The organism is Streptomyces sp. NPDC048584 (assembly GCF_043199595.1).
GTDB lineage: Bacteria > Actinomycetota > Actinomycetes > Streptomycetales > Streptomycetaceae > Streptomyces > Streptomyces edwardsiae.
On the sequence record NZ_JBICWF010000011.1, the window covers coordinates 1 to 24,629 of the forward strand.

The 24,629-nt window shown below is 71.2% G+C and carries 23 protein-coding genes, 1 rRNA gene and 1 riboswitch; of the genes, 18 read left to right on the forward strand and 6 right to left on the reverse strand.

The window, feature by feature from the left end; translation table 11 throughout:
* The 11 genes from rrf to ACGFR9_RS23605 all read left to right on the forward strand — a co-directional run.
* Positions 1-87, forward strand: a 5S ribosomal RNA gene (gene rrf / locus ACGFR9_RS23555); the annotation flags it as partial.
* Positions 88-200: 113 nt separating this feature from the next.
* Positions 201-809 (forward strand): CDP-alcohol phosphatidyltransferase family protein, encoded by a 609-nt coding sequence (locus ACGFR9_RS23560; RefSeq protein WP_393211850.1) that lies wholly within the window; start codon positions 201-203, stop codon positions 807-809.
* 115 nt (positions 810-924) lie between these two features.
* Positions 925-3,420, forward strand: coding sequence for a sugar phosphate nucleotidyltransferase (locus ACGFR9_RS23565; RefSeq protein ID WP_393211852.1), 2,496 nt, complete (start codon positions 925-927; stop codon positions 3,418-3,420).
* A gap of 115 nt (positions 3,421-3,535) precedes the next feature.
* A complete protein-coding gene (locus ACGFR9_RS23570; RefSeq protein ID WP_393211854.1) occupies positions 3,536-4,441 on the forward strand; it encodes a DUF881 domain-containing protein in 906 nt (301 codons plus the stop codon).
* The gene (locus ACGFR9_RS23575) at positions 4,438-4,770 is read left to right on the forward strand and encodes a small basic family protein (protein ID WP_003988855.1); all 333 of its coding nucleotides are present in this window, start codon (positions 4,438-4,440) and stop codon (positions 4,768-4,770) included. Before ACGFR9_RS23570 ends, ACGFR9_RS23575 begins: the two co-directional genes overlap by 4 nt.
* A 5-nt stretch (positions 4,771-4,775) precedes the next feature.
* Complete coding sequence (locus ACGFR9_RS23580) at positions 4,776-5,675, forward strand: DUF881 domain-containing protein (protein ID WP_393211856.1); 900 nt, start codon at positions 4,776-4,778, stop codon at positions 5,673-5,675.
* A gap of 61 nt (positions 5,676-5,736) precedes the next feature.
* Complete coding sequence (locus ACGFR9_RS23585; protein WP_393211858.1) at positions 5,737-6,675, forward strand: FHA domain-containing protein; 939 nt, start codon at positions 5,737-5,739, stop codon at positions 6,673-6,675.
* Between the two features lie 38 nt (positions 6,676-6,713).
* Positions 6,714-7,457, forward strand: coding sequence for a MerR family transcriptional regulator (locus ACGFR9_RS23590; RefSeq protein WP_393211860.1), 744 nt, complete (start codon positions 6,714-6,716; stop codon positions 7,455-7,457).
* Positions 7,458-7,541: 84 nt separating this feature from the next.
* Entirely contained in the window at positions 7,542-8,015 is a 474-nt protein-coding gene (locus tag ACGFR9_RS23595) for a bifunctional nuclease family protein (protein WP_004934251.1), read from the forward strand.
* A 190-nt stretch (positions 8,016-8,205) separates the two neighbouring features.
* On the forward strand, positions 8,206-8,889 hold the full coding sequence (locus ACGFR9_RS23600) for a MerR family transcriptional regulator (RefSeq protein ID WP_393211862.1): 684 nt from the start codon (positions 8,206-8,208) through the stop codon (positions 8,887-8,889).
* 58 nt (positions 8,890-8,947) lie between these two features.
* On the forward strand, positions 8,948-10,345 hold the full coding sequence (locus ACGFR9_RS23605; RefSeq protein ID WP_393211864.1) for a DNA polymerase IV: 1,398 nt from the start codon (positions 8,948-8,950) through the stop codon (positions 10,343-10,345).
* Between the two features lie 10 nt (positions 10,346-10,355).
* Here ACGFR9_RS23605 and ACGFR9_RS23610 read toward each other — a convergent pair whose 3' ends face one another.
* Positions 10,356-10,730 (reverse strand): PRC-barrel domain-containing protein, encoded by a 375-nt coding sequence (locus ACGFR9_RS23610; RefSeq protein ID WP_030213243.1) that lies wholly within the window; start codon positions 10,728-10,730, stop codon positions 10,356-10,358.
* 113 nt (positions 10,731-10,843) lie between these two features.
* A riboswitch (glycine riboswitch) is annotated at positions 10,844-10,939 on the forward strand.
* A gap of 174 nt (positions 10,940-11,113) precedes the next feature.
* Here ACGFR9_RS23610 and gcvP point away from each other — a divergent pair.
* A complete protein-coding gene (gene gcvP, locus ACGFR9_RS23615) occupies positions 11,114-13,999 on the forward strand; it encodes an aminomethyl-transferring glycine dehydrogenase (protein WP_030213245.1) in 2,886 nt (961 codons plus the stop codon).
* A gap of 138 nt (positions 14,000-14,137) precedes the next feature.
* On the opposite strand, the gene ACGFR9_RS23620 is transcribed toward gcvP, so the two are convergent.
* From ACGFR9_RS23620 to ACGFR9_RS23635, 4 genes are all read right to left on the reverse strand, one after another.
* Entirely contained in the window at positions 14,138-14,533 is a 396-nt protein-coding gene (locus ACGFR9_RS23620; RefSeq protein WP_030213246.1) for a molybdopterin-binding protein, read from the reverse strand.
* Between the two features lie 5 nt (positions 14,534-14,538).
* Positions 14,539-15,579, reverse strand: coding sequence for a substrate-binding domain-containing protein (locus tag ACGFR9_RS23625; protein WP_030213247.1), 1,041 nt, complete (start codon positions 15,577-15,579; stop codon positions 14,539-14,541).
* 210 nt (positions 15,580-15,789) lie between these two features.
* The gene (locus ACGFR9_RS23630; protein ID WP_030213249.1) at positions 15,790-15,990 is read right to left on the reverse strand and encodes a DUF5999 family protein; all 201 of its coding nucleotides are present in this window, start codon (positions 15,988-15,990) and stop codon (positions 15,790-15,792) included.
* A gap of 311 nt (positions 15,991-16,301) precedes the next feature.
* Positions 16,302-16,886 (reverse strand): hypothetical protein, encoded by a 585-nt coding sequence (locus ACGFR9_RS23635; RefSeq protein ID WP_030213253.1) that lies wholly within the window; start codon positions 16,884-16,886, stop codon positions 16,302-16,304.
* 560 nt (positions 16,887-17,446) lie between these two features.
* Between ACGFR9_RS23635 and ACGFR9_RS23640 the strand changes: the two genes are divergently transcribed.
* Complete coding sequence (locus ACGFR9_RS23640) at positions 17,447-18,964, forward strand: glutamate-cysteine ligase family protein (protein WP_030213257.1); 1,518 nt, start codon at positions 17,447-17,449, stop codon at positions 18,962-18,964.
* Positions 18,965-19,040: 76 nt separating this feature from the next.
* Entirely contained in the window at positions 19,041-19,841 is an 801-nt protein-coding gene (locus ACGFR9_RS23645; protein WP_393211868.1) for a CPBP family intramembrane glutamic endopeptidase, read from the forward strand.
* A 56-nt stretch (positions 19,842-19,897) separates the two neighbouring features.
* Here the strand turns inward: ACGFR9_RS23645 and ACGFR9_RS23650 are convergent, their stop codons facing one another.
* A complete protein-coding gene (locus ACGFR9_RS23650; RefSeq protein ID WP_393211870.1) occupies positions 19,898-20,707 on the reverse strand; it encodes a PhzF family phenazine biosynthesis protein in 810 nt (269 codons plus the stop codon).
* A 151-nt stretch (positions 20,708-20,858) separates the two neighbouring features.
* On the opposite strand from ACGFR9_RS23650, the gene ACGFR9_RS23655 reads away from it, so the two are divergent.
* The 4 genes from ACGFR9_RS23655 (at position 20,859) to ACGFR9_RS23670 (ending at position 24,418) form a co-directional block, all read left to right on the forward strand.
* Positions 20,859-21,491, forward strand: coding sequence for a PadR family transcriptional regulator (locus ACGFR9_RS23655; RefSeq protein ID WP_393211872.1), 633 nt, complete (start codon positions 20,859-20,861; stop codon positions 21,489-21,491).
* A gap of 180 nt (positions 21,492-21,671) precedes the next feature.
* The gene (locus ACGFR9_RS23660) at positions 21,672-22,205 is read left to right on the forward strand and encodes a Clp protease N-terminal domain-containing protein (protein ID WP_030213266.1); all 534 of its coding nucleotides are present in this window, start codon (positions 21,672-21,674) and stop codon (positions 22,203-22,205) included.
* Between the two features lie 46 nt (positions 22,206-22,251).
* Positions 22,252-23,253 carry a DMT family transporter gene (locus tag ACGFR9_RS23665; protein WP_030213269.1) on the forward strand — a complete coding sequence of 334 codons (1,002 nt, stop codon included), beginning with the start codon at positions 22,252-22,254 and terminating at the stop codon, positions 23,251-23,253.
* A gap of 208 nt (positions 23,254-23,461) precedes the next feature.
* Entirely contained in the window at positions 23,462-24,418 is a 957-nt protein-coding gene (locus tag ACGFR9_RS23670) for a DMT family transporter (RefSeq protein ID WP_393211875.1), read from the forward strand.
* Positions 24,419-24,629 lie beyond the last annotated feature (211 nt).

Sequence of the window (24,629 nt, forward strand, 5' to 3'; positions counted from 1 at the left end):
GGTTACATTCCGAACCCGGAAGCTAAGCCTTACAGCGCCGATGGTACTGCAGGGGGGACCCTGTGGGAGAGTAGGACGCCGCCGAACAATTCTTAATAGAGCTCTGGCTCTTGGGCGTACAGCCCAAGAGCCAGAGCTTTTTTTGCGTTGAGGTAGGGTCGGAGGGCATCATCGACACGTTCACCACAGGAGGATCCCGGGTGGAGGTCCAGGAGACGCGGGTCCAGACAGACCGCGTCCTCACCATCCCGAACATGCTCAGCATGGCGCGGCTCGTCGGCGTACCGCTGTTCCTGTGGTTGATCCTCAGACCCGAGTTCGGTGGCCCGAAGAGTGACGGCTGGGCACTCCTGGTGCTGGCCTTCAGCGGCGTCAGCGACTACCTGGACGGCAAGCTCGCACGACGGTGGAACCAGGTCAGCAGCCTCGGCCGGCTGCTCGACCCCGCCGCCGACCGGCTCTACATCCTCTCCACCCTCGTCGGCCTCACCTGGCGCGAGATCCTGCCGCTCTGGCTGACGGCCGTACTGGTGGCCCGTGAACTGGTCCTGCTCGTGATGGTGGGCATCCTCAGGCGGCACGGCTATCCGCCGCCGCAGGTGAACTTCCTGGGGAAGGCCGCCACCTTCAACCTGATGTATGCCTTCCCACTGCTCCTGCTCAGTGACGGAACTGGCTGGATCTCGTCACTCGCTGCTATTTTCGGCTGGGCGTTCGCCGGATGGGGTACAACCCTGTATTGGTGGGCAGGAGTGCTCTACGTGGTCCAAGTCCGCCGCCTGGTTCGTGCGGACGCCATGGCCGAATGAACTCGCTGATTGGCTCGCGCATGGACGCGCGATGACCCGCGGTGGAAAAGTGCGGGACAACCCAGGCGGGTGAAGTCGGTCAGACCGTCGTCTCTTCGAGGAGGACGCTTCCGACATGAAGGCCGTCGTGATGGCCGGAGGCGAAGGCACCCGCCTTCGCCCCATGACCTCAAGCATGCCCAAGCCGCTCCTGCCGGTGGCCAACAGGCCGATCATGGAGCATGTGCTGCGGCTGCTCAAAAGGCATGGGCTCAACGAAACCGTTGTGACTGTCCAGTTCCTCGCATCGCTCGTCAAGAACTACTTCGGTGACGGCGAAGAGCTCGGAATGGAGCTCAGCTACGCCAATGAGGAGAAGCCACTCGGAACCGCCGGTAGCGTCAAGAACGCCGAGGAGGCGCTCAAGGACGATGCCTTTCTCGTCATCTCGGGCGATGCGCTCACCGACTTCGACCTCACCGAGCTGATCAATTTCCACAAGGAAAAGGGTGCCCTGGTCACCGTCTGTCTGACCCGCGTCCCCAATCCGCTGGAATTCGGCATCACCATCGTGGACGAGGAAGGCAAGGTCGAGCGCTTCCTCGAGAAGCCGACCTGGGGGCAGGTCTTCTCCGACACGGTGAACACCGGCATCTACGTCATGGAGCCCGAGGTCTTCGACTACGTCGACCCCGATGTGCCCGTCGACTGGTCCGGTGACGTCTTCCCGCAGCTGATGAAGGAAGGCAAGCCCGTCTACGGCTATGTCGCCGAAGGCTACTGGGAGGATGTCGGCACCCACGAGAGCTATGTGAAGGCGCAGGCCGACGTCCTGGAGGGCAAGGTCGACGTCGACATCGACGGCTTCGAGATCTCCCCGGGCGTATGGGTCGCCGAGGGAGCCGAGGTACATCCCGACGCCGTACTGCGCGGACCGCTCTACATCGGTGACTACGCCAAGGTCGAAGCCGGCGCGGAGATCCGTGAGCACTCGGTCGTGGGATCCAACGTCGTCGTGAAGAGCGGAGCCTTCCTCCACAAGGCCGTCGTCCACGACAACGTGTACGTCGGACCGCACAGCAATCTGCGCGGCTGCGTCGTCGGCAAGAACACCGACATCATGCGCGCCGCACGCATCGAGGACGGCGCCGTCATCGGAGACGAATGCCTGATCGGTGAAGAATCGATCGTCCAGGGCAATGTGCGGGTCTACCCGTTCAAGACGATCGAGGCCGGCGCGTTCGTCAACACCTCGGTGATCTGGGAGTCCCGGGGACAGGCGCACCTCTTCGGAGCCCGGGGCGTCTCCGGGATCCTGAACGTCGAGATCACGCCGGAACTCGCCGTACGGCTGGCCGGCGCGTACGCGACGACGCTGAAGAAGGGCTCGACCGTCACCACGGCGCGCGACCACTCCCGCGGCGCCCGTGCGCTGAAGCGGGCGGTCATCTCCGCGCTGCAGGCCAGCGCCATCGACGTACGGGACCTGGAGAACGTACCGCTGCCCGTGGCGCGGCAGCAGACCGCGCGGGGTAGCGCGGGCGGCATCATGATCCGGACCACGACCGGAGTGCCGGACTCCGTCGACATCATGTTCTTCGACGGACAGGGCGCCGACCTCTCGCAGGGCAGCCAGCGCAAGCTGGACCGGGTGTTCGCGCGGCAGGAGTACCGGCGGGCGTTCCCCGGCGAGATCGGGGATCTGCACTTCCCGGCCAGCGTCTACGACTCGTACACGGGCTCGCTGCTGCGCAATGTCGATACCACCGGTATCGCCGAGTCCGGGCTCAAGGTGGTCGTCGACGCGTCGAACGGCAGCGCCGGCCTGGTGCTGCCCAGCCTGCTCGGCAAACTGGGCGTCGACTCGCTGACCATCAACCCCGGCCTCGACGAGTCCAGGCCGACCGAGACGGCCGACATGCGGCGTTCGGGACTGGTGCGGCTCGGGGAGATCGTGGCGTCCTCCGGTGCCGCGTTCGGCGTGCGGTTCGACCCCGTCGGTGAGCGGCTGTCCCTGGTCGACGAGAAGGGGCGGATCGTCGAGGACGACCGGTCCCTGCTGGTGATGCTCGACCTCATCGCCTCCGAGCGGCGCAGCGGCCGGGTGGCGCTCCCGGTGACCACCACCAGGATCGCCGAGCAGGTCGCGGCGTACCACGGGACGCAGGTCGAGTGGACGACCACCTCGCCCGACGACCTCACCCGCGTGGGCGGTGAGGAAGGGACGATCTTCGGCGGCGACGGGAAGGGCGGCTTCATCGTCCCGGAGTTCAGCAGCGTCTACGACGGCACCGCGGCCTTCGTCCGGCTCATCGGGCTGGTGGCGCGGACGCAGCTCACGCTCAGCCAGATCGACGCGCGTATTCCGCGCGCGCATGTGCTCAAGCGGGACCTGGCGACCCCGTGGGCCGTCAAGGGCCTTGTCATGCGGCGGGTCGTGGAGGCGGCCGGAGACCGCTTCGTGGACACCACCGACGGTGTGCGGGTGGTGGAGACCGACGGCCGCTGGGTGATGGTGCTGCCCGACCCGGCCGAGGCGGTCACCCATCTGTGGGCCGAGGGGCCCGACGACGCCTCCGCGCAGGCGCTGCTCGACGAGTGGGCGGCGATCGTGGACAGCGCGGGACGGTGATCGGCCCGCGCGGGCGGTAGAAGGAGCGCTACCGGCGTGCCGGACAAGTGTCCCGACGGGGCCCGTCCGGCGCGCCGGTAGGTCCGTTCGGAGGTAGTGGCCGCGGCGTGCGACGATGTGCGGCATGCCGCAGCAACCCCCCGTTCGGAGCACACCCGCGCGGCCCGCACGCCCGGACGCCTCCATGTCGTTGATCACCAACGTCATGGACCACAGCCTCGACGAGGGATACGCGGAGGCCGCCGCGCGCAGGAAGGCCGTCGGCGAGAGCGGCCTGCCGAAGACGCTCCGGGCGAAGCTGGGGCTCGCCGTCGGTTTGGTGTGCGCCGCCCTGGTCGTGACCGTGGGCGCCGCACAGGCCCGGGTCGAGGCCCCCGTCGTCGCCAAGGAGCGCGAGGAACTGATCGACCGGATCGATCAGGAGACCGACGCCGCGGACGAGCTCGAGGACAGTGTCGACACACTGCGCGCCGACGTGGGCGCCCGGCAGCGCGAGGCGCTCCGGGACAGCGGAGGCGACCGTTCCGCGCTGGTGGGCATGCTGTCCGGTGCCGTCGCGGTGCACGGGCCCGGTGTGCGGCTGGTGGTCAACGACGCCAAGGACGCGAGTGGGGGCGGCGCGGGCGACGGCCCGCGTTCGACCTCCGGGTTCTCCGACACCGGGCGGGTCCGCGACCGTGACATGCAGCGGGTGGTCAACGGTCTGTGGGAGTCCGGCGCCGAGGCCGTCTCCGTCAACGGGCAGCGGCTGACCGCCCTGTCGGCGATCAGGGCCGCGGGAGACGCGATACTGGTCGACAACAAGCCGCTGGTGCCGCCGTACACGGTGCTCGCGGTGGGGGACGGCGGGGAGCTGAGCGACCGGTTCCAGAACAGCGCGGACGGGCTCTATCTGCACGCGCTGCAGGAGAACTACGGCATCCGGACGGCCATCTCCGTGGAGGACGACGTCCGGCTGCCCGCCGCGCCGAGCGTGATCGTACGTACCGCACAGCCGATAACCGAGAAGGGCACATCGTGATCGCCGTACTGGGCCTCGTCGTGGGAGTCGTGGCCGGACTGTTGGTCCGGCCCGAGGTTCCGGCGGTCGTCGAGCCTTACCTGCCGATCGCCGTCGTCGCGGCGCTCGACGCGGTCTTCGGAGGGCTGCGGGCCATGCTCGACGGCATCTTCGACGACAAGGTCTTCGTGGTGTCGTTCCTGTCGAACGTCGTCGTCGCCGCGCTGATCGTGTTCCTCGGCGACAAGCTCGGCGTGGGGGCCCAGCTGTCCACGGGTGTCGTGGTGGTCCTCGGTATCCGTATCTTCTCCAACGCCGCGGCGATCCGCCGGCATGTGTTCCGGGCGTGAGGCCGATGAATGAGCGTGAACCCGAGAAGACGACGCGCCCGGCGGTGTCCCCGCCCCGGTCCGCACCGGACGCCGCGTCCGTGACCGGACTGCGCAGGGCACTGCCCGCGGAGGTGCCCGCCGAAGTGCCCGTCAGGCCGCCCACACCGGCGGAGGAGGACGTTCCGGAGCCCCCGGCCGGGCTGACGGGCCGGCAGCGGCTGGTGAACGGGCTGTGGCCGCCACGGTTGACCCGGGCCCAACTCATCGTCGCCATCCTGCTCTTCGGACTCGGATTCGGTCTGGCCGTCCAGGTGGCGTCGAACAGCGACGGCGACAGCGCGCTGCGCGGGGCACGTCAGGAAGATCTTGTGCGCATCCTCGATGAACTCGACGACCGCACAGAGCGTCTTGAGGACGAGAAGCAGGGACTCGAGAAGCAGCGCGACGAGCTGGAGAACAGCTCCGACCAGGCCGAAGAGGCCCGCAAGCAGACGATCGAGAAGGAACGGCAACTCGGCGTGCTGGCGGGCACCGTGGCCGCGCAGGGTCCCGGCATCACGATGACCATCGAGGACACGAAGGGGACGGTCGAGGCGGACATGCTGCTCGACGCCATCCAGGAGCTGCGCGCGGCCGGTGCCGAGGCGATCCAGGTCAACGGTGTGCGGGTGGTGGCGGGCACCTATCTGACCGATTCCGGCGACGGGGTCGGCGTGGACGGGAACAAGATCACCGCGCCCTATCGTTTCAAGGTCATCGGCAAGCCGCAGGATCTCGAGCCGGCGCTCAACATCCCCGGAGGTGTGGTGCAGACTCTCGAAAAGGAACAGGCCACGGTTACCGTGGAGCGGTCGACCAAGATCGTCGTGGATGCCTTGCGGACGGTGAAGCGGCCTGACTACGCTCGGTCGTCCTCCCAGTGAACCGGGGGTGCATGCGGGGCGTCCGGCAAGGGCAAGAGGTTGCGGGGGGTCGGCGCACCGAATGGGTGGTGCGTGGTGGAAACTGTCTGGCGGAGGCGGACGTTGTGAAGATGTCCGGGTCGGCCAATGTGTTCAGTCAGGGTTCGTCCTGCCCCACGGGCGGGTCTGTTTCGGTCAAGGGGAATCGCCCGTGAAGTTGTTTGGGAAGTTGTTCGGCAAGAGCGCGCGGCGAGAGGGCAGCGACAACGCGACCGCTCGTCATCGCGCACAGCCCGACGCGGAAGGCCAGCGTCCGCTGTTTCGGGACCAGGTCGGCGGCGGCCAGGGCGGCGCGTCCGTTGACCCCGCGCAGTCGGGCGGCATAGGTTTCGGGCAACCGTCGACCTCAGGTGCGGGTGGAGGGTTCTCCGACCCGTACGCGTCCCACGCCCCTGGGGGGCAGCCGCGGCAGGAGGATCCGTCCATGTCGGCCCTGGTGTGTACGAGGTGCGGCAACCGCAACGCGGAGAACAGCCGCTTCTGTTCCAACTGCGGCGCGCCGCTCAAGCCGGGAGTCACCCCGGAGCGCCCCTCCGAGACGACGTCCACGATCTCGATCTCCGGTCTCGAGGCCTACGACGCCGAGGCCACCGGGCAGACGCAGATGCCGACGCTGTCTCCCGAGGCGCAGGCGGCCGTCGACGCGCTGCCGATGGGCTCCGCGCTCCTCGTCGTGCGCCGCGGGCCGAACTCGGGCAGCCGCTTCCTGCTGGACGGCGACCTGACCACGGCCGGGCGTCACCCGCAGAGCGACATCTTCCTGGACGACGTGACGGTCTCCCGGCGGCACGTGGAGTTCCGGCGCAGCCCGGACGGCTCCTTCACGGTGGCCGACGTGGGCAGCCTGAACGGCACATACGTCAACCGGGAGCGGATCGACCAGGTCGCCCTTGCCAACGGTGACGAGGTGCAGATCGGCAAGTACCGGCTGGTCTTCTACGCGAGCCAGCGGGGCTACTGACCTCCCCGGATCCGTCCGGGGGACCCCAGGGAAGGTTCATGGTTCAGACACCGAGCGGCGGTGCCGGCGACGGCGCCGCCGCCGCGGGCACCGGACTGATGAGCATCGGCGCGGTGCTGAACGTGCTGCGTGAGGAGTTCCCCGAGGTCACCATCTCCAAGATCCGCTTCCTGGAGTCGGAGGGGCTGATCGAGCCGCAGCGGACCCCGTCGGGGTACCGCAAGTTCAGCGCCGGGGACGTACAGCGCCTCGGCCATGTGCTGCGTATGCAGCGCGATCACTATCTGCCGCTCAAGGTGATCCGGGAGCACCTGGAGGCCTTGGAGCGCGGAGAGGCCCCCCAGCTGCCGGTGCTGGGCCGGCAGCGTGACGGCGAGGCCACCGGGCAGGAGCTCCCCACCGAGGCGCCCACGGCGGCGCGCATCGGGCGCGGCGGGCTGCTGGCGGCCGCTGGCGTGGACGAGCGGGTGCTCGCCGAATGGGAGTCGTACGGTCTGCTCGCCCCGGTCGGGGACGCCATGTACGACGCGGAGGCGGTCACCGTGGCCGGGCTCATCACCGAGCTGGGGCGGTTCGGGATCGAGCCGCGCCATCTGCGGGCGATGAAGGCCGCCGCCGACCGTGAGGCCGGCCTGGTGGACCAGGTGGTCGCCCCGCTGAAGCGTCACCGCAACCCGCAGACCCGGGCCCACGCGGAGGCCCGTACGAAGGAGCTCGCGGGGCTCACGGTGAAACTGCACGCGGCACTGGTGCATGCGGCCCTCGGGATACGGCTGCCCTGAGACGACGGAGGCCGGAAGGCCGGATCGGGCACCCGTTCCCTGCCCGACTACCCAAACGTCCCGGGCACGGCCTAGGGTTGCTGTGTGAACGAGCTCGATGTCGTAGGTGTCCGGGTCGAGATGCCCTCCAACCAACCGATCGTGCTGTTGCGTGAGGTGGGCGGCGACCGCTACCTCCCCATCTGGATCGGACCGGGGGAGGCGACGGCCATCGCGTTCGCCCAGCAGGGCATGGCACCCGCACGGCCGCTGACCCACGACCTGTTCAAGGACGTGCTGGAAGCCGTCGGCCAGGAGCTCACGGAAGTGCGCATCACCGATCTGCGCGAGGGCGTCTTCTACGCGGAGCTGGTGTTCGCCAGCGGTGTCGAGGTGAGTGCCCGCCCCTCGGACGCCATAGCGCTGGCCCTGCGGACCGGTACGCCGATCTACGGCAGCGACACGGTGCTCGACGATGCCGGGATCGCCATCCCGGACGAGCAGGAGGACGAGGTGGAGAAGTTCCGCGAGTTCCTCGACCAGATCTCGCCGGAGGACTTCGGAACCAGCAATCAGTGAGGGCGGCGGCCGCCGCGCGGGCACGGGGCCGAGGCCCGTGCCGAGGGCATTCGGCTAGCCTTTCCCGGACTGAGGGTACGGGAAACCACTCTTAGGGTGATTATCACTCGGCGTGCCGAGTGTGGCGATCGTTGACGCACCCTTGGTGACTGCCTACCTTCGAGGAGGCAGGTCAAGGACGGAGGTCGGCGTGAGAAGCAGCGGCGACGGTACGGCTGGGGGTGCCCCGGAACGCGGTCTCGGGGCGGGCGGGCCGTACCCTCCCCAGAGCTCCCGGCTCCGTCCGGGCGGGGCGTATCCCGCGCGCGGCGGCGCGATCGACCAGGCTCCACAGCGGCCGACGGCCGTGCCGAGCAGCGGAGGGGCGGCGTCCATGGCGTCCGAGCAGATCGGCTACCGGGGGCCCACGGCCTGCGCCGCGGCCGGTATCACCTACCGGCAGCTCGACTACTGGGCCCGTACCGGGCTGGTCGAGCCGAGCGTGCGGCCGGCCCATGGATCGGGCACGCAGCGGCTGTACAGCTTCCGCGACGTCGTCGTGCTGAAGATCGTCAAGCGGTTCCTCGACACGGGTGTGTCCCTGCAGAACATCCGCGCCGCGGTCCAGCACCTCGGTGAGCAGGGCTTCAGCGACCTGGAGCGCATGACGCTGATGAGCGACGGGGCCACGGTCTACGAGTGCACCTCGCCCGACGAGGTCCACGCCCTGCTCCAGGGCGGCCAGGGCGTCTTCGGCATCGCCGTCGGCGTGGTGTGGCGGGACGTGGAGAGTGCGCTGTCGCAGCTGCACGGGGAGCGCGTCGACACCGGGGAGACCCTGGTCGGGCACAACCCGATGGACGAGTTGGCGGCCCGGCGCAACAAGGCGGTCTGAGACCCTGCGAGCCGTCCGCGGACGGCCGTTGTCAGTGGCGTAGGGCAGCATCGGAGTCGTGAGAACCGCGCCCACGATCCTGCATCTCGACATGGATGCCTTCTTCGCCTCGGTGGAGCAGGCGTCCAAACCGAGCCTGCGCGGGAAGGCGGTCGTCGTGGGCGGGCTCGGTCCCCGTGGTGTGGTGGCCACCGCCTCGTACGAGGCCCGGGTCTTCGGCGTCCACTCCGCGATGCCCATGGCACAGGCCCGGCGGCTCGCGCCGAACGCCGCCTATCTGGTCCCGCGGTTCGCCCTCTACCGGTCGATCAGCGACCAGGTGATGCGGCTGCTGCGGGCCCTGTCACCGCTCGTGGAGCCGCTGAGCCTGGACGAGGCGTTCGTGGACCTGGAGGCCGGTGGCACGGCCTGGGACGAGCGGTCGGCGCGCCTGGCCGGGGCGAAGCTGCGCGCGGACATACGGGCGGGCACCGCGCTCACCGGGTCGGTGGGTCTGGCTGCCTCCAAGATGGTGGCGAAGATCGCCTCGGAGCAGGCGAAGCCGGACGGACTGGTGCTGATCGAGCCGGGCACGGAGCGGGCCCTCCTGGCCCCGCTGTCCGTGCGCACCCTGCCGGGTGTCGGCCCGGCCACCGGTGACCATCTGCGCCGGGCGGGGATCCACACGGTCGAGGAGATCGCGGAGGCGGGGGAGGACGAGCTCGTACGGCTGCTGGGCAAGGCACACGGGCACGCGCTGTTCGCGATGGCGCTGGCCCGGGACGAGCGGCCCGTGGTGGCCGAGCGGGAGACCAAGTCGGTGTCGGTCGAGGACACCTACGACGTGGACATCCACGACCGGGTGCGGGTCGGTACGGAGGTGCGGCGGCTGGCCGACCGGTGCGTGCACAGGCTGCGGGCGGCGGGGCTGTCGGGCCGGACCATCGTGCTGAAGGTGCGCCGGTACGACTTCTCGACCCTCACCCGCTCCGAGACCCTGCGCGGCCCCACGGACGATCCGGCCGTGGTGCGGGAGGCGGCCGCGCGGCTGCTGGACTCGGTCGACACGACCGGCGGGGTGCGGTTGCTCGGGGTCGGGGTCAGCGGGCTGGCGGACTACACGCAGGAGGACCTGTTCGCGCAGGCGGCGGGGGCGGTCGCCGAGGAGTCCCCGCAGGAGGAGACGGACGCCGCTCCCGCACCGGAGCCGGAGGCGCCCGCCGAGCGGCGCTGGCCGGCCGGACATGACGTACGGCATGCCGGGCACGGGCACGGTTGGGTCCAGGGCAGCGGTCTCGGCCGGGTCACCGTGCGCTTCGAGACGCCCGGCTCGGAGCCGGGCCGGGTGAAGACCTTCCGCGTCGACGACCCGGCCCTGGAGCCGGCGGACCCGCTTCCGCTGGTGCCCCGCGCGCCCGGGGAGGACGAGGACGTGGGCGCGGCGGCCGGCGGAGGGAAGAGGTCGCGGAACCGGTGAACGGTTCGGGTCAGGCCGGCTTGTCGTTGCCCGCGAGCTTGCCGAAGTCGTGGTCAGGGAGGGGGGCGGGAGCGGCGATGTCCAGACCGTAGTGGTGGTACAGCTGGAGTTCCTGCTCCGGGGAGAGATGGCGGCCCACACCGAAGTCTGGGGCCTCCTTGATGAGGGCGCGCTCGAAGGGCACGTGGAGGGCGCCGTCGACGAGATCGCTGGGTTCCAGGGGGACGAATGCGTCCCTGCTGAACAGTCCGGTGCGTATCGCCGCCCATTCCGGTACGCCCGTGGCGTCGTCGAGGTAGATCTCGTCGATCGTGCCGATCCGGGTTCCGTTGCGGTCGAACGCCTTGCGGCCGATCAGGTGGCGCGGATCGATGTCGGTCTGCACGGGCCCTCCACTGGTCGCAAACTCATCCGTAAGCACTACAGAACGGCACAATCGGCTGGACGGCCACTCGAAAGTTCTGATGGGGTGCGCGCTGGTACGCTGACAGCGGCTGCTGACCCCGTGCGGGAGAGCCCTCCGGACGTCACCGGAGGCGCCGAAGGAGCAAATCCTCCCCGGAATCTCTCAGGCACACGTACCGCACGGACGAGGTCACTCTGGAAAGCAGGGCGGGTGTCGACGGCTTCCGCTCTCACCGACGGTGAAAGCCGGGTGCCCTCGGGTGACCCGGTGAAGCTCTCAGGTTGAGATGACAGAGGGGGAGGCCGTCCGGGCACCCGTGCCGTGGTGCCCCTCGAAGGTCGTCGGACCAGGAGGCCTCCTCAATGACCGCCCCTCGCACTCCGCTCTCCGAGCTCGAACAGGGAATTCCCTTCGAGCAGCGCCACATCGGCCCCGACCACGAGGCCCGGGCCAAGATGCTCGCCCAGGTCGGTTACGGCTCGCTGGACGAGCTCACCGCCGCCGCGGTACCGGATGTGATCAAGAACGCCGACGCGCTGGACCTGCCGGGTGCCCGCAGCGAGGCGGAGGTGCTGGCCGAGCTGCGTGGGCTGGCCGACCGCAACGAGGTGCTCGGCTCCATGATCGGGCTCGGGTACTACGGGACCTTCACCCCGCCCGTGATCCTGCGCAACGTGATGGAGAACCCCGCCTGGTACACGGCCTACACGCCCTACCAGCCGGAGATCTCCCAGGGTCGGCTCGAGGCGCTGCTCAACTTCCAGACCGTGGTCGCCGACCTCACCGGCCTGCCGACCTCCGGTGCCTCGCTGCTCGACGAGGGCACCGCCGCCGCCGAGGCCATGGCCCTGTCGCGGCGCATGGGCAAGAACAAGAAGGGCCTGTTCCTCGTCGACGCGGACGCCCTGCCGCAGACCGTCGCCGTGATCGAGACCCGCGCCGAGCCGACCGGCGTCGAGGTCGTCGTGGCCGACCTGAGCGACGGCATCCCCGCCGGGCTCGCCGAGCGCGAGATCAACGGGGTGCTGATCCAGTACCCGGGCGCCTCCGGTGCCGTACGCGACATCAAGCCACTGATCGACCAGGCGCACGAGCGGGGCGCGCTCGTCACCGTCGCCGCCGACCTGCTCGCCCTCACGCTGCTGAAGTCGCCCGGTGAGCTGGGCGCGGACATCGCGGTCGGCACCACCCAGCGCTTCGGTGTCCCGATGGGCTTCGGCGGGCCGCACGCCGGCTACATGGCCGTACAGGAGAAGATGGCGCGCAGTCTGCCCGGACGGCTCGTCGGCGTCTCCGTCGACGCCGACGGACACAAGGCCTACCGCCTCGCCCTGCAGACCCGTGAGCAGCACATCCGCCGCGAGAAGGCCACCAGCAACATCTGCACCGCCCAGGTGCTGCTCGCCGTCATGGCCGGCATGTACGCCGTCTACCACGGCGCGGAGGGGTTGCGGCTGATCGCCCGGCGCACCCACCGCTACGCCACCGTCCTCGCCGAGGGCCTGCGGTCCGGCGGGGCCGAGATCGTGCACGGCTCGTACTTCGACACGCTGACCGTACGGGTCGCGGGCCGGGCCGCCGAGATCGTCGCCGCCGCCCGGGGCAACGGCGTCAACCTGCGCCTCGTCGACGCCGACCACGTCTCCATCGCCTGCGACGAGACCACCACCCGCGCGCAGCTGACCGCCGTGTGGAGCGCCTTCGGCGTCGACGGCGACGCGGAGGCCCTGGACGCGGCCGCGCGGGACACCCTGCCGGACGCCCTGGTGCGCAACGACGAGTACCTGACGCACCCCGTCTTCCAGCAGCACCGCTCCGAGACCGCGATGCTGCGCTATCTGCGCCGGCTCTCCGACCGGGACTACGCGCTGGACCGCGGCATGATCCCGCTGGGCTCCTGCACCATGAAGCTCAACGCGACCACCGAGATGGAGCCGGTCACCTGGCCCGAGTTCGGCCAGCTGCACCCCTTCGTGCCCGCCGAGCAGGCCCGGGGCTACCTCACGCTCATCCACGAGCTGGAGGACCGTCTCGCCGAGGTCACCGGCTACGACAAGGTGTCCCTCCAGCCCAACGCCGGATCCCAGGGCGAGCTGGCCGGACTGCTCGCCGTACGCGGCTACCACCGTGCCAACGGCGACGAGCAGCGCACCATCTGCCTCATCCCGTCCTCCGCGCACGGCACCAACGCCGCCAGCGCCGTGATGGCCGGCATGAAGGTCGTCGTCGTCAAGACGTCCGACGACGGCGAGATCGACGTCGCCGACCTGCGCGCGAAGATCGCGCGGCACCGCGACGAGCTCGCCGTGCTGATGATCACGTACCCCTCGACGCACGGCGTGTTCGAGGAGCACGTCGCCGACATCTGTGCCGAGGTGCACGAGGCCGGCGGCCAGGTGTACGTGGACGGCGCCAACCTCAACGCCCTGGTGGGTCTGGCCAAGCCGGGCCACTTCGGCGGTGACGTCTCGCACCTGAACCTGCACAAGACCTTCTGCATCCCGCACGGCGGCGGCGGCCCCGGCGTCGGCCCGGTCGGCGTTCGGGCGCACCTGGCGCCGTATCTGCCGAACCACCCGCTCCAGCCGGAGGCCGGCCCGGAGACCGGCGTCGGCCCGATCTCGGCAGCGCCGTGGGGCTCCGCGGGCATCCTGCCCATCTCCTGGGCGTACGTCCGGCTCATGGGCGGAGAGGGTCTCAAGCGCGCCACGCAGGTGGCCGTGCTGAGCGCCAACTACATCGCCAAGCGCCTGGAGCCGCACTACCCGGTGCTCTACACCGGCCCCGGCGGGCTGGTCGCGCACGAGTGCATCATCGACCTGCGCCCGCTGACCAAGGCGACCGGCGTCAGCGTGGACGACGTGGCCAAGCGGCTGATCGACTACGGCTTCCACGCGCCGACGATGTCGTTCCCGGTGGCCGGCACCCTGATGATCGAGCCCACCGAGTCCGAGGACCTGACCGAGCTCGACCGGTTCTGCGAGGCGATGATCGCGATCCGCGCGGAGATCGAGAAGGTCGGCTCCGGCGAGTGGCCGGCGGACGACAACCCGCTGCGCAACGCCCCGCACACCGCCGCCGCGCTCGGCGGGGACTGGGAGCACGCGTACACGCGCGAGGACGCCGTCTTCCCGGCCGGGGTGAGCGCCGCCGACAAGTACTGGCCGCCGGTGCGCCGTATCGACCAGGCCTTCGGCGACCGCAACCTGGTCTGCTCCTGCCCGCCGCTGGACGCGTACGAGGACTGACACCGGGCGAAGGGCCCCGCTCCGACACCGGAGCGGGGCCCTTCGCCGTCGCGGCGGACGGCGCTCTCCGGCCGGTGAGGCGCGTCCGCATCGATGCCGGAGCGCTTCCTCCGTCGGCCGGACCGGGCCGGCCTCCCGTCACGTGCGGTCGATGTGGACGTTCGTCGACTTCACGCGGGCCGTCGCTTCCACGCCGACCTCCAGGCCCAGTTCCTCGACGGCCTCGCGCGTGAGGAGGGAGACGAGGCGGTGCGGTCCGGCCTGGATCTCGACCTGGGCGGCGACGTCGCCGAGCTTGATCGCGGTGACGATGCCGGGGAAGGCGTTGCGGGCGGAGGTGTACGGGGTGTCCTCCCCGGCGGTTCCGGCGCGGGCGAGTTCGACGGAGAACGCCGCCAGGTCCCGTCCGTCGACGAGCCGCCGTCCGCCGTCGTCGCGGTGGGTGGTGATACGTCCCGCGTCCGCCCAGCGGCGGGCGGTGTCCGGGCTCACGCCGAGCAGTTTCGCTGCCTGGCCGATGGTGTAGGACTGCATGCCGGTCACGATAGGCGGTGCCCGGCGGGGGCGGCCGTGCTCGCCCGGACGACCAGGTCCGTCCCCAGCTCCACGCGCGGGGAGTCCGGCTCTTCGTCGCGGGTGAGCCGGAGCACCGTACGGACGGCGAGCTTGCCCATGTCGGCCAGCGGCTGGCGGACGGTGGTCAGCGGCGGCGCCGACCAGCGGACCTCCGGGAGGTCGTCGAAACCGACCACGCTCATGTCCTGGGGAACCCTGAGCCCCCGGCCGCGCAGTGCCTCGATCGCGCCCAGGGCCATCCGGTCGCCGGCCGCGAACACCGCGGTCGGCGGATCCGGCAGCTCCAGCAGGGTGGTGCAGCCGGCGAGGCCGGACTCCGGGTGGAAGTCGCCCGGGACGACGAGGGACTCGTCGAGGGAAATGCCGGAGCCTTCGAGGGCCGCCCGGTACCCGTCGAGGCGGGCGCGGGAGCAGAGCAGCCGGGCGGGACCGGTGATCATGCCGATCCTGCGGTGTCCCAGGGACAGCAGATGTCCGGTCGCCGCCATCCCGCCCGACCAGTTGGCGGCGCCGATGGCCGGCACGTCCAGGGCGGGGGAGCCCGCCGGGTCCACGACCACCAGCGGCACCCCGAGGATGCGCAACTCCTCGTGCAGCGTGGGTTCCAGTGCCGAGGTCACCAGGACGACGCCGTCGGAGGCGCGCGCCCGCAGGTTGCGCATCCACTCCCGGGCGTCGCCGGAGCGCCCGTGGATCGCCGAGACCACCGTGCCCACCCCGGCGCCGTGGGCGGCCTCCTCGACACCGCGGATGATCTCCACCGCCCAGGGGCTGTCGAGGTCGTCGAAGACGAGGTCGATCAGGGCCGCCCGGGAGGGCGAGGCGGCGGGGCGCTTGCGGTAGCCGTGGCGGCGCAGCAGTTCCTCGACCCGGGCACGGGTCCCCGGGGACACGTCGGAGCGGCCGTTGACCACGCGGGAGACGGTCGGCACGGAGACGCCGGCCTGCCGGGCGATCTCCGTGATCGTGACTCTGCCCCCGGCGCCGCCCCCGTGTGCTGTCACTCGCCCCACCTCCGTGACGGAATCCCGCGAAACTTCCAGGAGTCTTCCGGAAGGCGGGCGCCGCTGGGAAGGGGCGGCCGGCCGGTCACCGGTCCCGAGTGACGCACCACGGTGAGTGACCGACCACGGACGCGCGTCGGGGCCGGTGCGCGGAGGTTCCGCGTCCGGCCCCGGATGTGCCCGGGCGGGCCCCGTGCCGCCCGGTCCTCCTCAGGCGGTGGTCAGGCTGGCGCCCCGGGGACGCTGCGGGGCGATGATCCTGCCGTCGGGCAGGAGTTCACCGGTGTCCTCGAAGAACACGACACCGTTGCACAGCAGGCTCCAGCCCTGCTCCGGGTGGTGCGCCACGAGACGGGCGGATTCCCGGTCGGCGGAGTCGGCTGAGGGGCACGGTGGCTTGTGCTGGCACATGGGTGGGATCTCTCGCTCTGTGGTGACCTGTGAGTCGGCTGGTGTGTCAGTTCCGCGGCGTGAAGCTTCGTTCATGGCCGCCCCCCGTTGTGATAAGTCGGTCGGAAACCAGTGTTGTCCCGTGGACGAGGATCCGCAGGCATTTCGCGGCACCGCTCCTCACAGGTTGATGACGCGTCACCCGCGCGGGCGGTTCATCGCAACTGCACTGTCACTTCGGGTGGTTCACCGTGGCCGGATGGGGCTAGTCATTCCAGGACACGCGTGTGCCCCGCCGCTCTCCTCGGGCGGCGGGGCACACGGTGGAACCGTCAGGCGGGCGAGCCGAGCAGGCGGGTCGGTGCCACGCGGTGGGTCAGGACCGGGAGCAGGTCGCCGAACCGGTGCGGACGGTGGGCCGCGATGCCGGGCGGCGCCGGGGCGAGCGGGACGAGCAGATCGGTGGCCGCAGGGTGGCCGGTGGCGCCGTCCGCCGTGGGGTCGCCGTGCAGCCACAGCGTCAGCATGTAGAGGCTCGGCACCGACAGGAGCCGGGGCTGGTACGGCTGCGGCATGGCCTCGGCCTGGCGCAGCGCGAGCTCGGTGGAGGCGATGTAGGGGCCTTCGAAGAAACGGGAGAACGTCCAGCCGTCGGCGGTGAGCACGGTGTCCGCGGCGGCCACCGAGCGGTCGCCGGTGCGGATCAGGAAACGCCAGCCGGCCAGCCGGGTCGCCGTCCCGGCGTCGGGGGTGGTCCGGTCCAGCACGTGGACGGGAAGGGGCAGCTCGGGTGAGGCGGGTCCCTGGGCGACGAGCAGGGAGGGAGTTCGGGCCTCACTGACCGCGGTCGGGGAGGAGAGCGCGGTCAGGACGGAACGCAGTGCGGGCGCGGGAGCCGGGGGGACATGCAGGGGCATGGTGGGTCGCCTCTCATTCGAAGGCACAGTGCGAGGGCGGGGCGTGGCGGTGCGGACGGCGCTGTCAGCTCGCGAAGGCCAGAGAGGCGGGGGCCAGGGGGCTGAGCCCGGGGAACGGGGGCGAGGACTGCCGCACGCCGCCTCCCGGCTGGATCACTCGCACCGTGGGCGCCAACCTTCTGCCTTGTGCGCAAAGTTTATACGACACGCGTTCAGACTATGTTTCGGCTAGCCGTTTTCGACCGCCGGAACAAGGGTACTTCTGGCCGGTGAAAAGCGAGAATAATCCCGATTCCGGACCGGGTGCACGTCGGTGACCTCGCGAAATGGCCGCGAAGCGGTCGGCCCATTCTCGTCGGCGTTTTTCACGAGTAAACCAACGGCTCGTAAGTCGCCTTCTGTGCCATGCCCCGTGAATGTGCCTCTGGTCACATCGACCAGACTAGCGGCCGACGGTCGCCTCCGTGGCGTTATCGATCGCATCGACGGGGCATCCTCCCCTGTGGACCGGGACCCCGGCGGCCGATCTTCGGTACGCCCCTGCGAGGAAGGACCCTTCGATGGGGGAAAAGGTCGTGGCAGGCCAGTTCGACCTGTCCGATCGCCAGCGCTACCGCGAGAAGCTCCGCAGCTGTCTGACGGGCTTGGAGCGACTCCTGGCGGAGAAGCGGTTCGACCGCCCCAAGAACCTCATGGGGCTGGAGATCGAATTGAATCTCGCGGGCGCCGACGGGATGCCGAAAATGTTGAATGCGCAAGTCCTCGAACGGATCGCCAGCAGGGACTTCCAAACAGAACTCGCCATGTTCAATCTGGAAGTGAACATCGCACCCCATCGATTGGGCGGGCGGGTTTTCGACCGGCTCGACGAGGAACTGCGCACTTCACTCTCGTACGCAGACCGTAAAGCCGGTGAGGTGGACGCGGGGATCGTGATGATCGGCATCCTGCCGACGCTGGACCGGGACGACCTGGTCTCCTCGAACCTCTCCGACGTGGACCGCTACGCCTTGCTCAACGACCAGATCGTGGCCGCGCGCGGTGAGGACTTCACCCTCGACATCGACGGTGTGGAACGACTGAGCTGTACGTCGAAGTCCATCGCCCCCGAGGCCGCGTGCACCTCGGTGCAGCTGCACCTCCAGGTCACCCCGGAGCGCTTCGCCAGTGTGTGGAACGCGGCGCAGGCGGTCGCCGCCGCGCAGATCGCCGTGGGCGCCAACTCGCCGTTCCTGTTCGGCCGGGAGCTGTGGCGCGAGTCCAGGCCCCCGCTGTTCACGCAGTCCACCGACACCCGCCCGCCCGAGCTCCAGGCCCAGGGGGTGCGGCCGCGCACCTGGTTCGGGGAGCGCTGGGTGACCTCGGCGTTCGACCTGTTCGAGGAGAACCTGCGCTACTACCCGGCCCTGCTGCCGATCTGCGACGACGAGGACCCGCTCGAGGTGCTGGACCGGGGCGGCGTCCCCAGCCTCGCCGAACTCGTCCTGCACAACGGCACCGTCTACCGCTGGAACCGCCCCGTCTACGGCATCGCCGACGGCGTCCCGCACCTGCGCGTGGAGAACCGCGTGCTGCCCGCCGGCCCCACCGTCACCGACGTCATCGCCAACGCGGCCTTCTACTACGGTGTGGTGCGCGCCCTGGCCGAGGACAGCCGGCCGGTGTGGAGCAGGCTGCCCTTCGAGGCGGCCGCCGCCAATTTCGACGCCGCGTGCAGGTACGGCATCGACGCCCGCCTGACCTGGCCCCGGCGCGGCCGTCTCGGCGGACTGGGCGAGGTGGACGCGGTCACCCTCGTACGGGACGAACTGCTGCCGCTCGCCGAGGCAGGGCTGGACGCGTGGGGGATCGAGCCCGCCGACCGGGATCTGTACCTCGGGGTGATCGAGGAGCGGTGCCGGCGCAGGGTGAACGGCGCGACCTGGCAGGCCGCCACCTTCCACCGGGCGCTGGACCTCGGTCTGAGCCGGGAGGAGGCCCTGGCCGCCACCACCCGCCGCTACCGCGAGCTGACGCGGCAGGGCGATCCGGTGCACAGCTGGCCGGTGGGACTGCCGGAGCCGGTGCCGACGGGCTGACCCGGACCGGCCCCCGGACCGGGCGCACAGCCGCTGCCCTCATACTGATCGGACCGATCGGTGATGTGGAGGCAGTGTGCAGGCGGAGGCGGGCCCGGGGGCCGATTCCCATCCTGAGCTGAGGCCCTCGCGGACGACGCTGCGCGACGAGACGCTTCTGGTGCTCGCGCTGTCGCTCGGCGCGAGCGGGGTCTCGGCCCTGATCAGCTTTGTCGGCTCGGTCACGGAACCGGGCGGCCTGAAGGACCAGGCGGCCACTCTCAACGCCTCGGCGGCGCCGGGCCGCCCCTGGCTGGACCTCGCCTGGCAGCTCTTCGGGATCACCACGGCGCTCGTCCCGGTCGCGCTCGTCGCACACTTCCTGCTGCGCGAGGGCGCGGGGCTGCGCACCCTCGGCTTCGACCGCACCCGGCCCTGGGCCGACCTCGGCCGCGGCGCGGCGGTGGCGGCGGTCATCGGCAGCAGCGGCATCGCGTTCTACCTGGCCGTCCGCGGCCTCGGCTTCAACCTCACCGTGGTGCCGGAGGCGCTGCCCGAGGTGTGGTGGAAGTACCCCGTACTGATCCTCTCGGCGCTGCAGAACTCGATCCTCGAAGAGGTCGTCGTCGTCGGCTATCTGCTGCGCAGGCTGGACCAGTTGGGCTGGAGCCCGGGGGCGTCGCTGGCGGGCAGCGCGGTGCTGCGCGGCTCGTACCACCTCTACCAGGGCATCGGCGGCTTCATCGGCAACATGGTGATGGGCGTGGTGTTCGTGTACCTGTACCGGCGCTGGGGCCGCGTCGGCCCGCTGGTGGTCGCGCACACACTGCTCGACGTCGGCGCGTTCGTGGGATACGCGCTGCTGGCCGGCAAGGTGGACTGGCTGCCGACGGCGTAGGGCTTCGGCGAAGGGGGCGTACGGCATCGTCGTACGCCCCCTTCGCCGTACCGGCTTCAGACCAGCAGGTCGCCCTCGATGACCGTCACCGCGCGTCCGCTCAGCAGGGTGCGCCCGCCCCGCAGTTCCGTGCGGACGCGGCCGGAGCGCGGTGAGGCCTGCAGGCCGGTGAGAGCGGTGCGGCCGAGGCGCTCGGACCAGTAGGGGGCCAGGGCGGTGTGCGCGCTGCCGGTGACCGGGTCCTCGTCGATGCCGACGTTCGGGAAGAAGCAGCGGGAGACGAAGTCGTAGCCCAGGGCGGGGTTCTCGGCGCGGGCGGTGGCGATGACACCGCGCTCCGAGTAGGCGGTCAGGGCCTTGAGGTCGGGCCGCAGGGCGTGCACGGTCCGCTCGTCGGCGACCTCCACCAGCAGGTCCCCGATGTCCGGGCCGGTGTCGAACGCCGTGAGCGGCCGGGTGCCCAGCGCCTTCGCGACGCCCTCCGGGACGTCGACCGCGGTGAGCGGGGCGGTGGGGAAGTCCAGGACGACAGCGCCGTCCTCGCCGGGCGTGGCGACGAGGACCCCGCTGCGCGTGGCGAACCGCACCGGGCCCTCGTGGGCGCCGGTGGTGTGCAGGACGTGCGCCGCGGCCAGCGTCGCGTGGCCGCACATCGCGACCTCGGTGACGGGGGTGAACCAGCGCAGCGCCCAGTCGGCGTCGCCGCCCGCGGGGAGCGGGTGGGCGAAGGCCGTCTCGGCGTGATTGACCTCCAGGGCGACGTTCTGCAGCCAGGGGTCGCCCGGGAAGGCATCGAGCAGCAGTACCCCGGCGGGGTTGCCGGCGAAGGGCCGGTCGGTGAAGGCGTCGACGATTCGGATCCGCATGCCCCGACGGTAGGCCCTGCGCGAAGCCGCAGGCCAAGGCCAATGTGCGGGCCGTGGACCGGACGCGGCGGGCGAGGGGGTTGTCGGCCGAGCTGTTCCGATATATCGTTGAGGCATCGCGACAGATCAACGACAGGATGGAGTGGTGGCGATGCGTACCCATGGTTTCGAGCATGGACAAGGTCACGGCGGCCCGCGCGGCGGACGTGGGGACTTCGAGCGGCTGCGCGCCGCCTTCGGGCCCTTCGGTCCGGGGGGCCCGGGTGGTCCCGGGGGCCCCTTCGGGCCGGGCTTCGGGCACGGCGGCCCCTGGGGCGGACGGGGGCGCGGCGGACCGAGGGGAAGGGCGCGGCGCGGTGATGTACGGGCCTCGATCCTCGCCCTGCTGAAGGACCGTCCGATGCACGGCTACGAGATGATCCAGGAGATCGCCGAGCGCAGCGGCGGGGCGTGGAAGCCCAGCCCCGGCTCGGTCTATCCCACCCTTCAGCTGCTGGAGGACGAGGGGCTGATCGTCAGCGAGTCCGAGGGCGGCAAGAAGCTGTTCTCGCTCACCGACGCCGGCCGCACGGCGGCCGGGGAAGGCCCCGAGGCACCCTGGGAGGAGGCCTCGCGCGGGGTCGACTGGGAGGCGCTGAGCGAGATCCGGCAGGCCGGATTCGGCCTGATGGAAGCCTTCGGGCAGGTCTGGAAGACGGGCAGCAAGGAACAGCGCGACAAGGCCCTCGCCGTCATCAACGAGGCCCGCAAGAAGCTGTACCTGATCCTCGCCGACGAGGACTGACCCGGTTGGTGAGGGCCGTCGAGGGGCGTGACGCAAACCGGCGCGCGCCCCTCGGGCGTTTACGCCCTGATCTCCTCCGCAAGGAGGAGATCCCGGCCCCCCGGGTCCGCTTCCCGTGGGACGTCAAGATGCGTCCCGCCGGGGATGCCCCGGCCCTCCGGGACTGATGGGGTGGGGGATGTGCAACCCCGTATCCCCCGCCAGCAGGCCTCGGAGCTCCAGGAGCAGGGCCTCCACCGCGCGGAGAACGACGCCAGGCTCGGCGCCTCACTGGCGGCGGTGGTGACCGGTGCCCGGCGCCGGGCGGTCCGCGACGGGGACCGCCAGATCGACACCGCCCATCTGCTGCACTCACTCCTGGAATCCGACGCCGAGGTGAGAGCGGCCTTCGGCGAGGGTCCCCGGATCGCCCGGCTGCTGGGCTATCTGATCCAGCGCAGCATCGGCTACGGCCTGCGCTGGCAGGGCGCGGTCGAGGACTCGGGCGGCCTCCCCGCGGTGGCCGGGTCCGCCGGCCTCTCACCCCTGGCCGCCGGGTGCATGGAGTACGCCCATGAGCGCGCGGCCCGCCTCGGCGAAGGACCGGCGTGCGGGACCGATCTGCTCGCCGCGCTCGTCGTGGACCCCCGGGCGCGCGCCGTCGAGGTGCTCGAACGCGCCGGAATCGACCACCGTGACCTGTTCGCCCGGCTCGAGGCGCCGTCCAGCCGGTGAGACAGGTGTCATAAGGGGTGACGCTCCTGTCGGGGCCTGTCATCATGTGCCGGTGCCTACCTCTGTCAGTCTCCGGAACGACCACCGCAAAGGCGTCGGGCTCGGTCTCGCGCTGCTGTCCGCGCTGGCCTTCGGGGGTTCCGGTGTGGCGGCCAAGCCGCTGATCGAGGCGGGTCTCGACCCGCTCCACGTCGTCTGGCTGCGCGTGGCGGGCGCGGCGCTCGTGATGCTGCCGCTCGCCGTGCGCCACCGGGAACTCCTGCGCAGCAGGCCCGGACTGCTCGCCGGCTTCGGCCTGTTCGCCGTGGCAGGCGTCCAGGCCTGCTACTTCGCCGCGATCTCCCGCATCCCCGTCGGTGTCGCCCTGCTGGTCGAGTACCTGGCGCCCGCGCTCGTCCTCGGCTGGGTGCGGTTCGTGCAGCGGCGGCCCGTGACCCGTGCCGCCGCGGTCGGCGTGGTCCTGGCGGTGGGCGGGCTCGCCTGTGTCGTGGAGGTGTGGGCGGGCCTCGGCTTCGACGCCCTCGGCCTGCTGCTGGCGCTCGGCGCGGCCTGCTGCCAGGTCGGCTACTTCGTCCTCTCCGACCGGGGCGGGGACGACGAGGAGGTCCCCGATCCGCTGGGCGTGATCGCCTACGGACTGCTGGTCGGCGCCGCCGTCCTCACCGTCGTCGCCCGGCCCTGGTCCATGGACTGGACCGTACTCACCGGCAGCGCGGAGATGAACGGCACCCCGGTCGCCGCCGTCGCCCTGCTCGCCTGGATCGTCCTCGTCGCCACGGTCGTCGCCTATGTCACCGGCGTGGTCTCGGTGCGCCGGCTCTCGCCGCAGGTCGCGGGCGTCGTGGCCTGCCTCGAGGCGGTCATCGCCACCGTCCTCGCCTGGGTCCTGCTCGGCGAGCATCTGTCGGCGCCGCAGATCGTGGGCGGCGCGGTCGTCCTCGCGGGCGCCTTCATCGCCCAGTCCTCGGCCCCCGCGAAGGGCTCCGGGGAGCCGGTGGCGGGCAGCGGTCCGGAACGGGAGTTGTCCCGGCGGGGAACGAGCGCCTAAGGTGCGGATCATGCACGCACGCGCACTCGTTCTGCCGCCTCCGGCCGCCTGAGGCGGGCCCTCCGGTACATCCGCCCGGCACGCCGCCGGGCGCAACGGTGCTGCCCGCAGACGAAGTCCCCGGATCTCCTCGCCCCGAGCGGGGATCCCTTCCCGAACTTCCGCACCCGCGCCGACGCGCGTGTGCGTGCATCTGCGGAGAGAACACGTGTCGAACACCGTCTCCGGCCTGTCCGTCGGGCGAGGCCTCCTCTATCTGATCGTCGCCGGTGCCGCCTGGGGCACCGCCGGCGCCGCCGCCTCGCTGGTCTACCGGACCAGCGACATGGGGCCCGTCGCCCTGTCCTTCTGGCGCTGTGCGGCGGGCCTGGTGCTGCTGCTCACCGCCCGGCTCCTGACCCGGCGCGCCCGGACCGCCGCCCCCGAGCCGCTGCGCCGGCGTGCGCTGCGGGCCGGGGCCACCGGCATCGGGCTCGCCGTCTTCCAGACCGCCTACTTCGCGGCCGTCGCCGCCACCGGACTCGCCGTGGCGACCGTCGTCACCCTCGGCGCCGGACCCGTACTGATCGCGCTCGGCGCGCGCCTGACCCTGGGCGAGCGCCTGGGGCGCGGCGGGCTGGCCGCCGTCGTGGGCGCGCTCGCCGGACTCGTCGTCCTCGTCCTCGGCGGTGAGGGCGCGACCGTCGTTCCGTGGGGCGTGCTGCTCGCCCTGCTGTCCGCGGCCGGATACTCCGCGATGACGCTGCTCACCCGCTGGTGGGGGCGCGACGGCGGTACGGACTCCTCCGGTACGACCGTGGGTGCGTTCGCCGTCACCAGCCTGGTGCTGCTGCCGTTCGCGGCGTTCGAGGGCCTGGTGCCGCACACCGACGCCCCCGGCACCCTGCTGTGCCTGCTGCTGTACGTCGCCTCCGTGCCCACGGCGCTCGCCTACGGTCTCTACTTCGCCGGTGCGGCCGTCGTACGGTCCGCCACCGTGTCCGTGATCATGCTGCTGGAGCCGGTGAGCGCGGCGGTGCTCGCGGTCGCCCTGCTCGGCGAGCGGCTCACGACGGCCACCCTGGCCGGCACCCTGCTGATGCTGGGCTCGGTCGCGGGACTGGCGGTGGGCGAGGCGCGGGACGCGCGGACCCGCGGACAGGAGCCGGACGCGGTCCCGGCGTGACGGCGCAGGGCCCTCCCGCGCGGGAGGGCCCTGCGGTCGGGCCCGCAGGCGGCGCGGGAGGTGCGCGCGTGCAGGAGCGTCACGCGCGCCGTCCCGGTTCCGCCAGCCCGGCCGCGATGCGCTCCCGCACCGACGCCGTGCCGGAGTGCCGGGCTCGGCGGCGATGCGCTCCCGCACCGACGCCGTGCCGGAGTGCCGGGCTCGGCCTGTC

What these genes read in the sequence shown, in the direction of transcription:
- gcvP (WP_030213245.1), top strand. Translation starts at nt 11,114, where the DNA reads ATGACCGCCCCTCGCACTCCGCTCTCCGAGCTCGAACAGGGAATTCCC.
- ACGFR9_RS23620 (WP_030213246.1), bottom strand. Translation starts at nt 14,533, where the DNA reads ATGCAGTCCTACACCATCGGCCAGGCAGCGAAACTGCTCGGCGTGAGC.
- ACGFR9_RS23635 (WP_030213253.1), bottom strand. Translation starts at nt 16,886, where the DNA reads ATGCCCCTGCATGTCCCCCCGGCTCCCGCGCCCGCACTGCGTTCCGTC.
- ACGFR9_RS23650 (WP_393211870.1), bottom strand. Translation starts at nt 20,707, where the DNA reads ATGCGGATCCGAATCGTCGACGCCTTCACCGACCGGCCCTTCGCCGGC.
- ACGFR9_RS23570 (WP_393211854.1), top strand. Translation starts at nt 3,536, where the DNA reads ATGTGCGGCATGCCGCAGCAACCCCCCGTTCGGAGCACACCCGCGCGG.
- ACGFR9_RS23630 (WP_030213249.1), bottom strand. Translation starts at nt 15,990, where the DNA reads ATGTGCCAGCACAAGCCACCGTGCCCCTCAGCCGACTCCGCCGACCGG.
- ACGFR9_RS23580 (WP_393211856.1), top strand. Translation starts at nt 4,776, where the DNA reads ATGAATGAGCGTGAACCCGAGAAGACGACGCGCCCGGCGGTGTCCCCG.
- ACGFR9_RS23565 (WP_393211852.1), top strand. Translation starts at nt 925, where the DNA reads ATGAAGGCCGTCGTGATGGCCGGAGGCGAAGGCACCCGCCTTCGCCCC.
- ACGFR9_RS23590 (WP_393211860.1), top strand. Translation starts at nt 6,714, where the DNA reads ATGGTTCAGACACCGAGCGGCGGTGCCGGCGACGGCGCCGCCGCCGCG.
- ACGFR9_RS23640 (WP_030213257.1), top strand. Translation starts at nt 17,447, where the DNA reads ATGGGGGAAAAGGTCGTGGCAGGCCAGTTCGACCTGTCCGATCGCCAG.
- ACGFR9_RS23655 (WP_393211872.1), top strand. Translation starts at nt 20,859, where the DNA reads ATGCGTACCCATGGTTTCGAGCATGGACAAGGTCACGGCGGCCCGCGC.
- ACGFR9_RS23585 (WP_393211858.1), top strand. Translation starts at nt 5,737, where the DNA reads ATGGGTGGTGCGTGGTGGAAACTGTCTGGCGGAGGCGGACGTTGTGAA.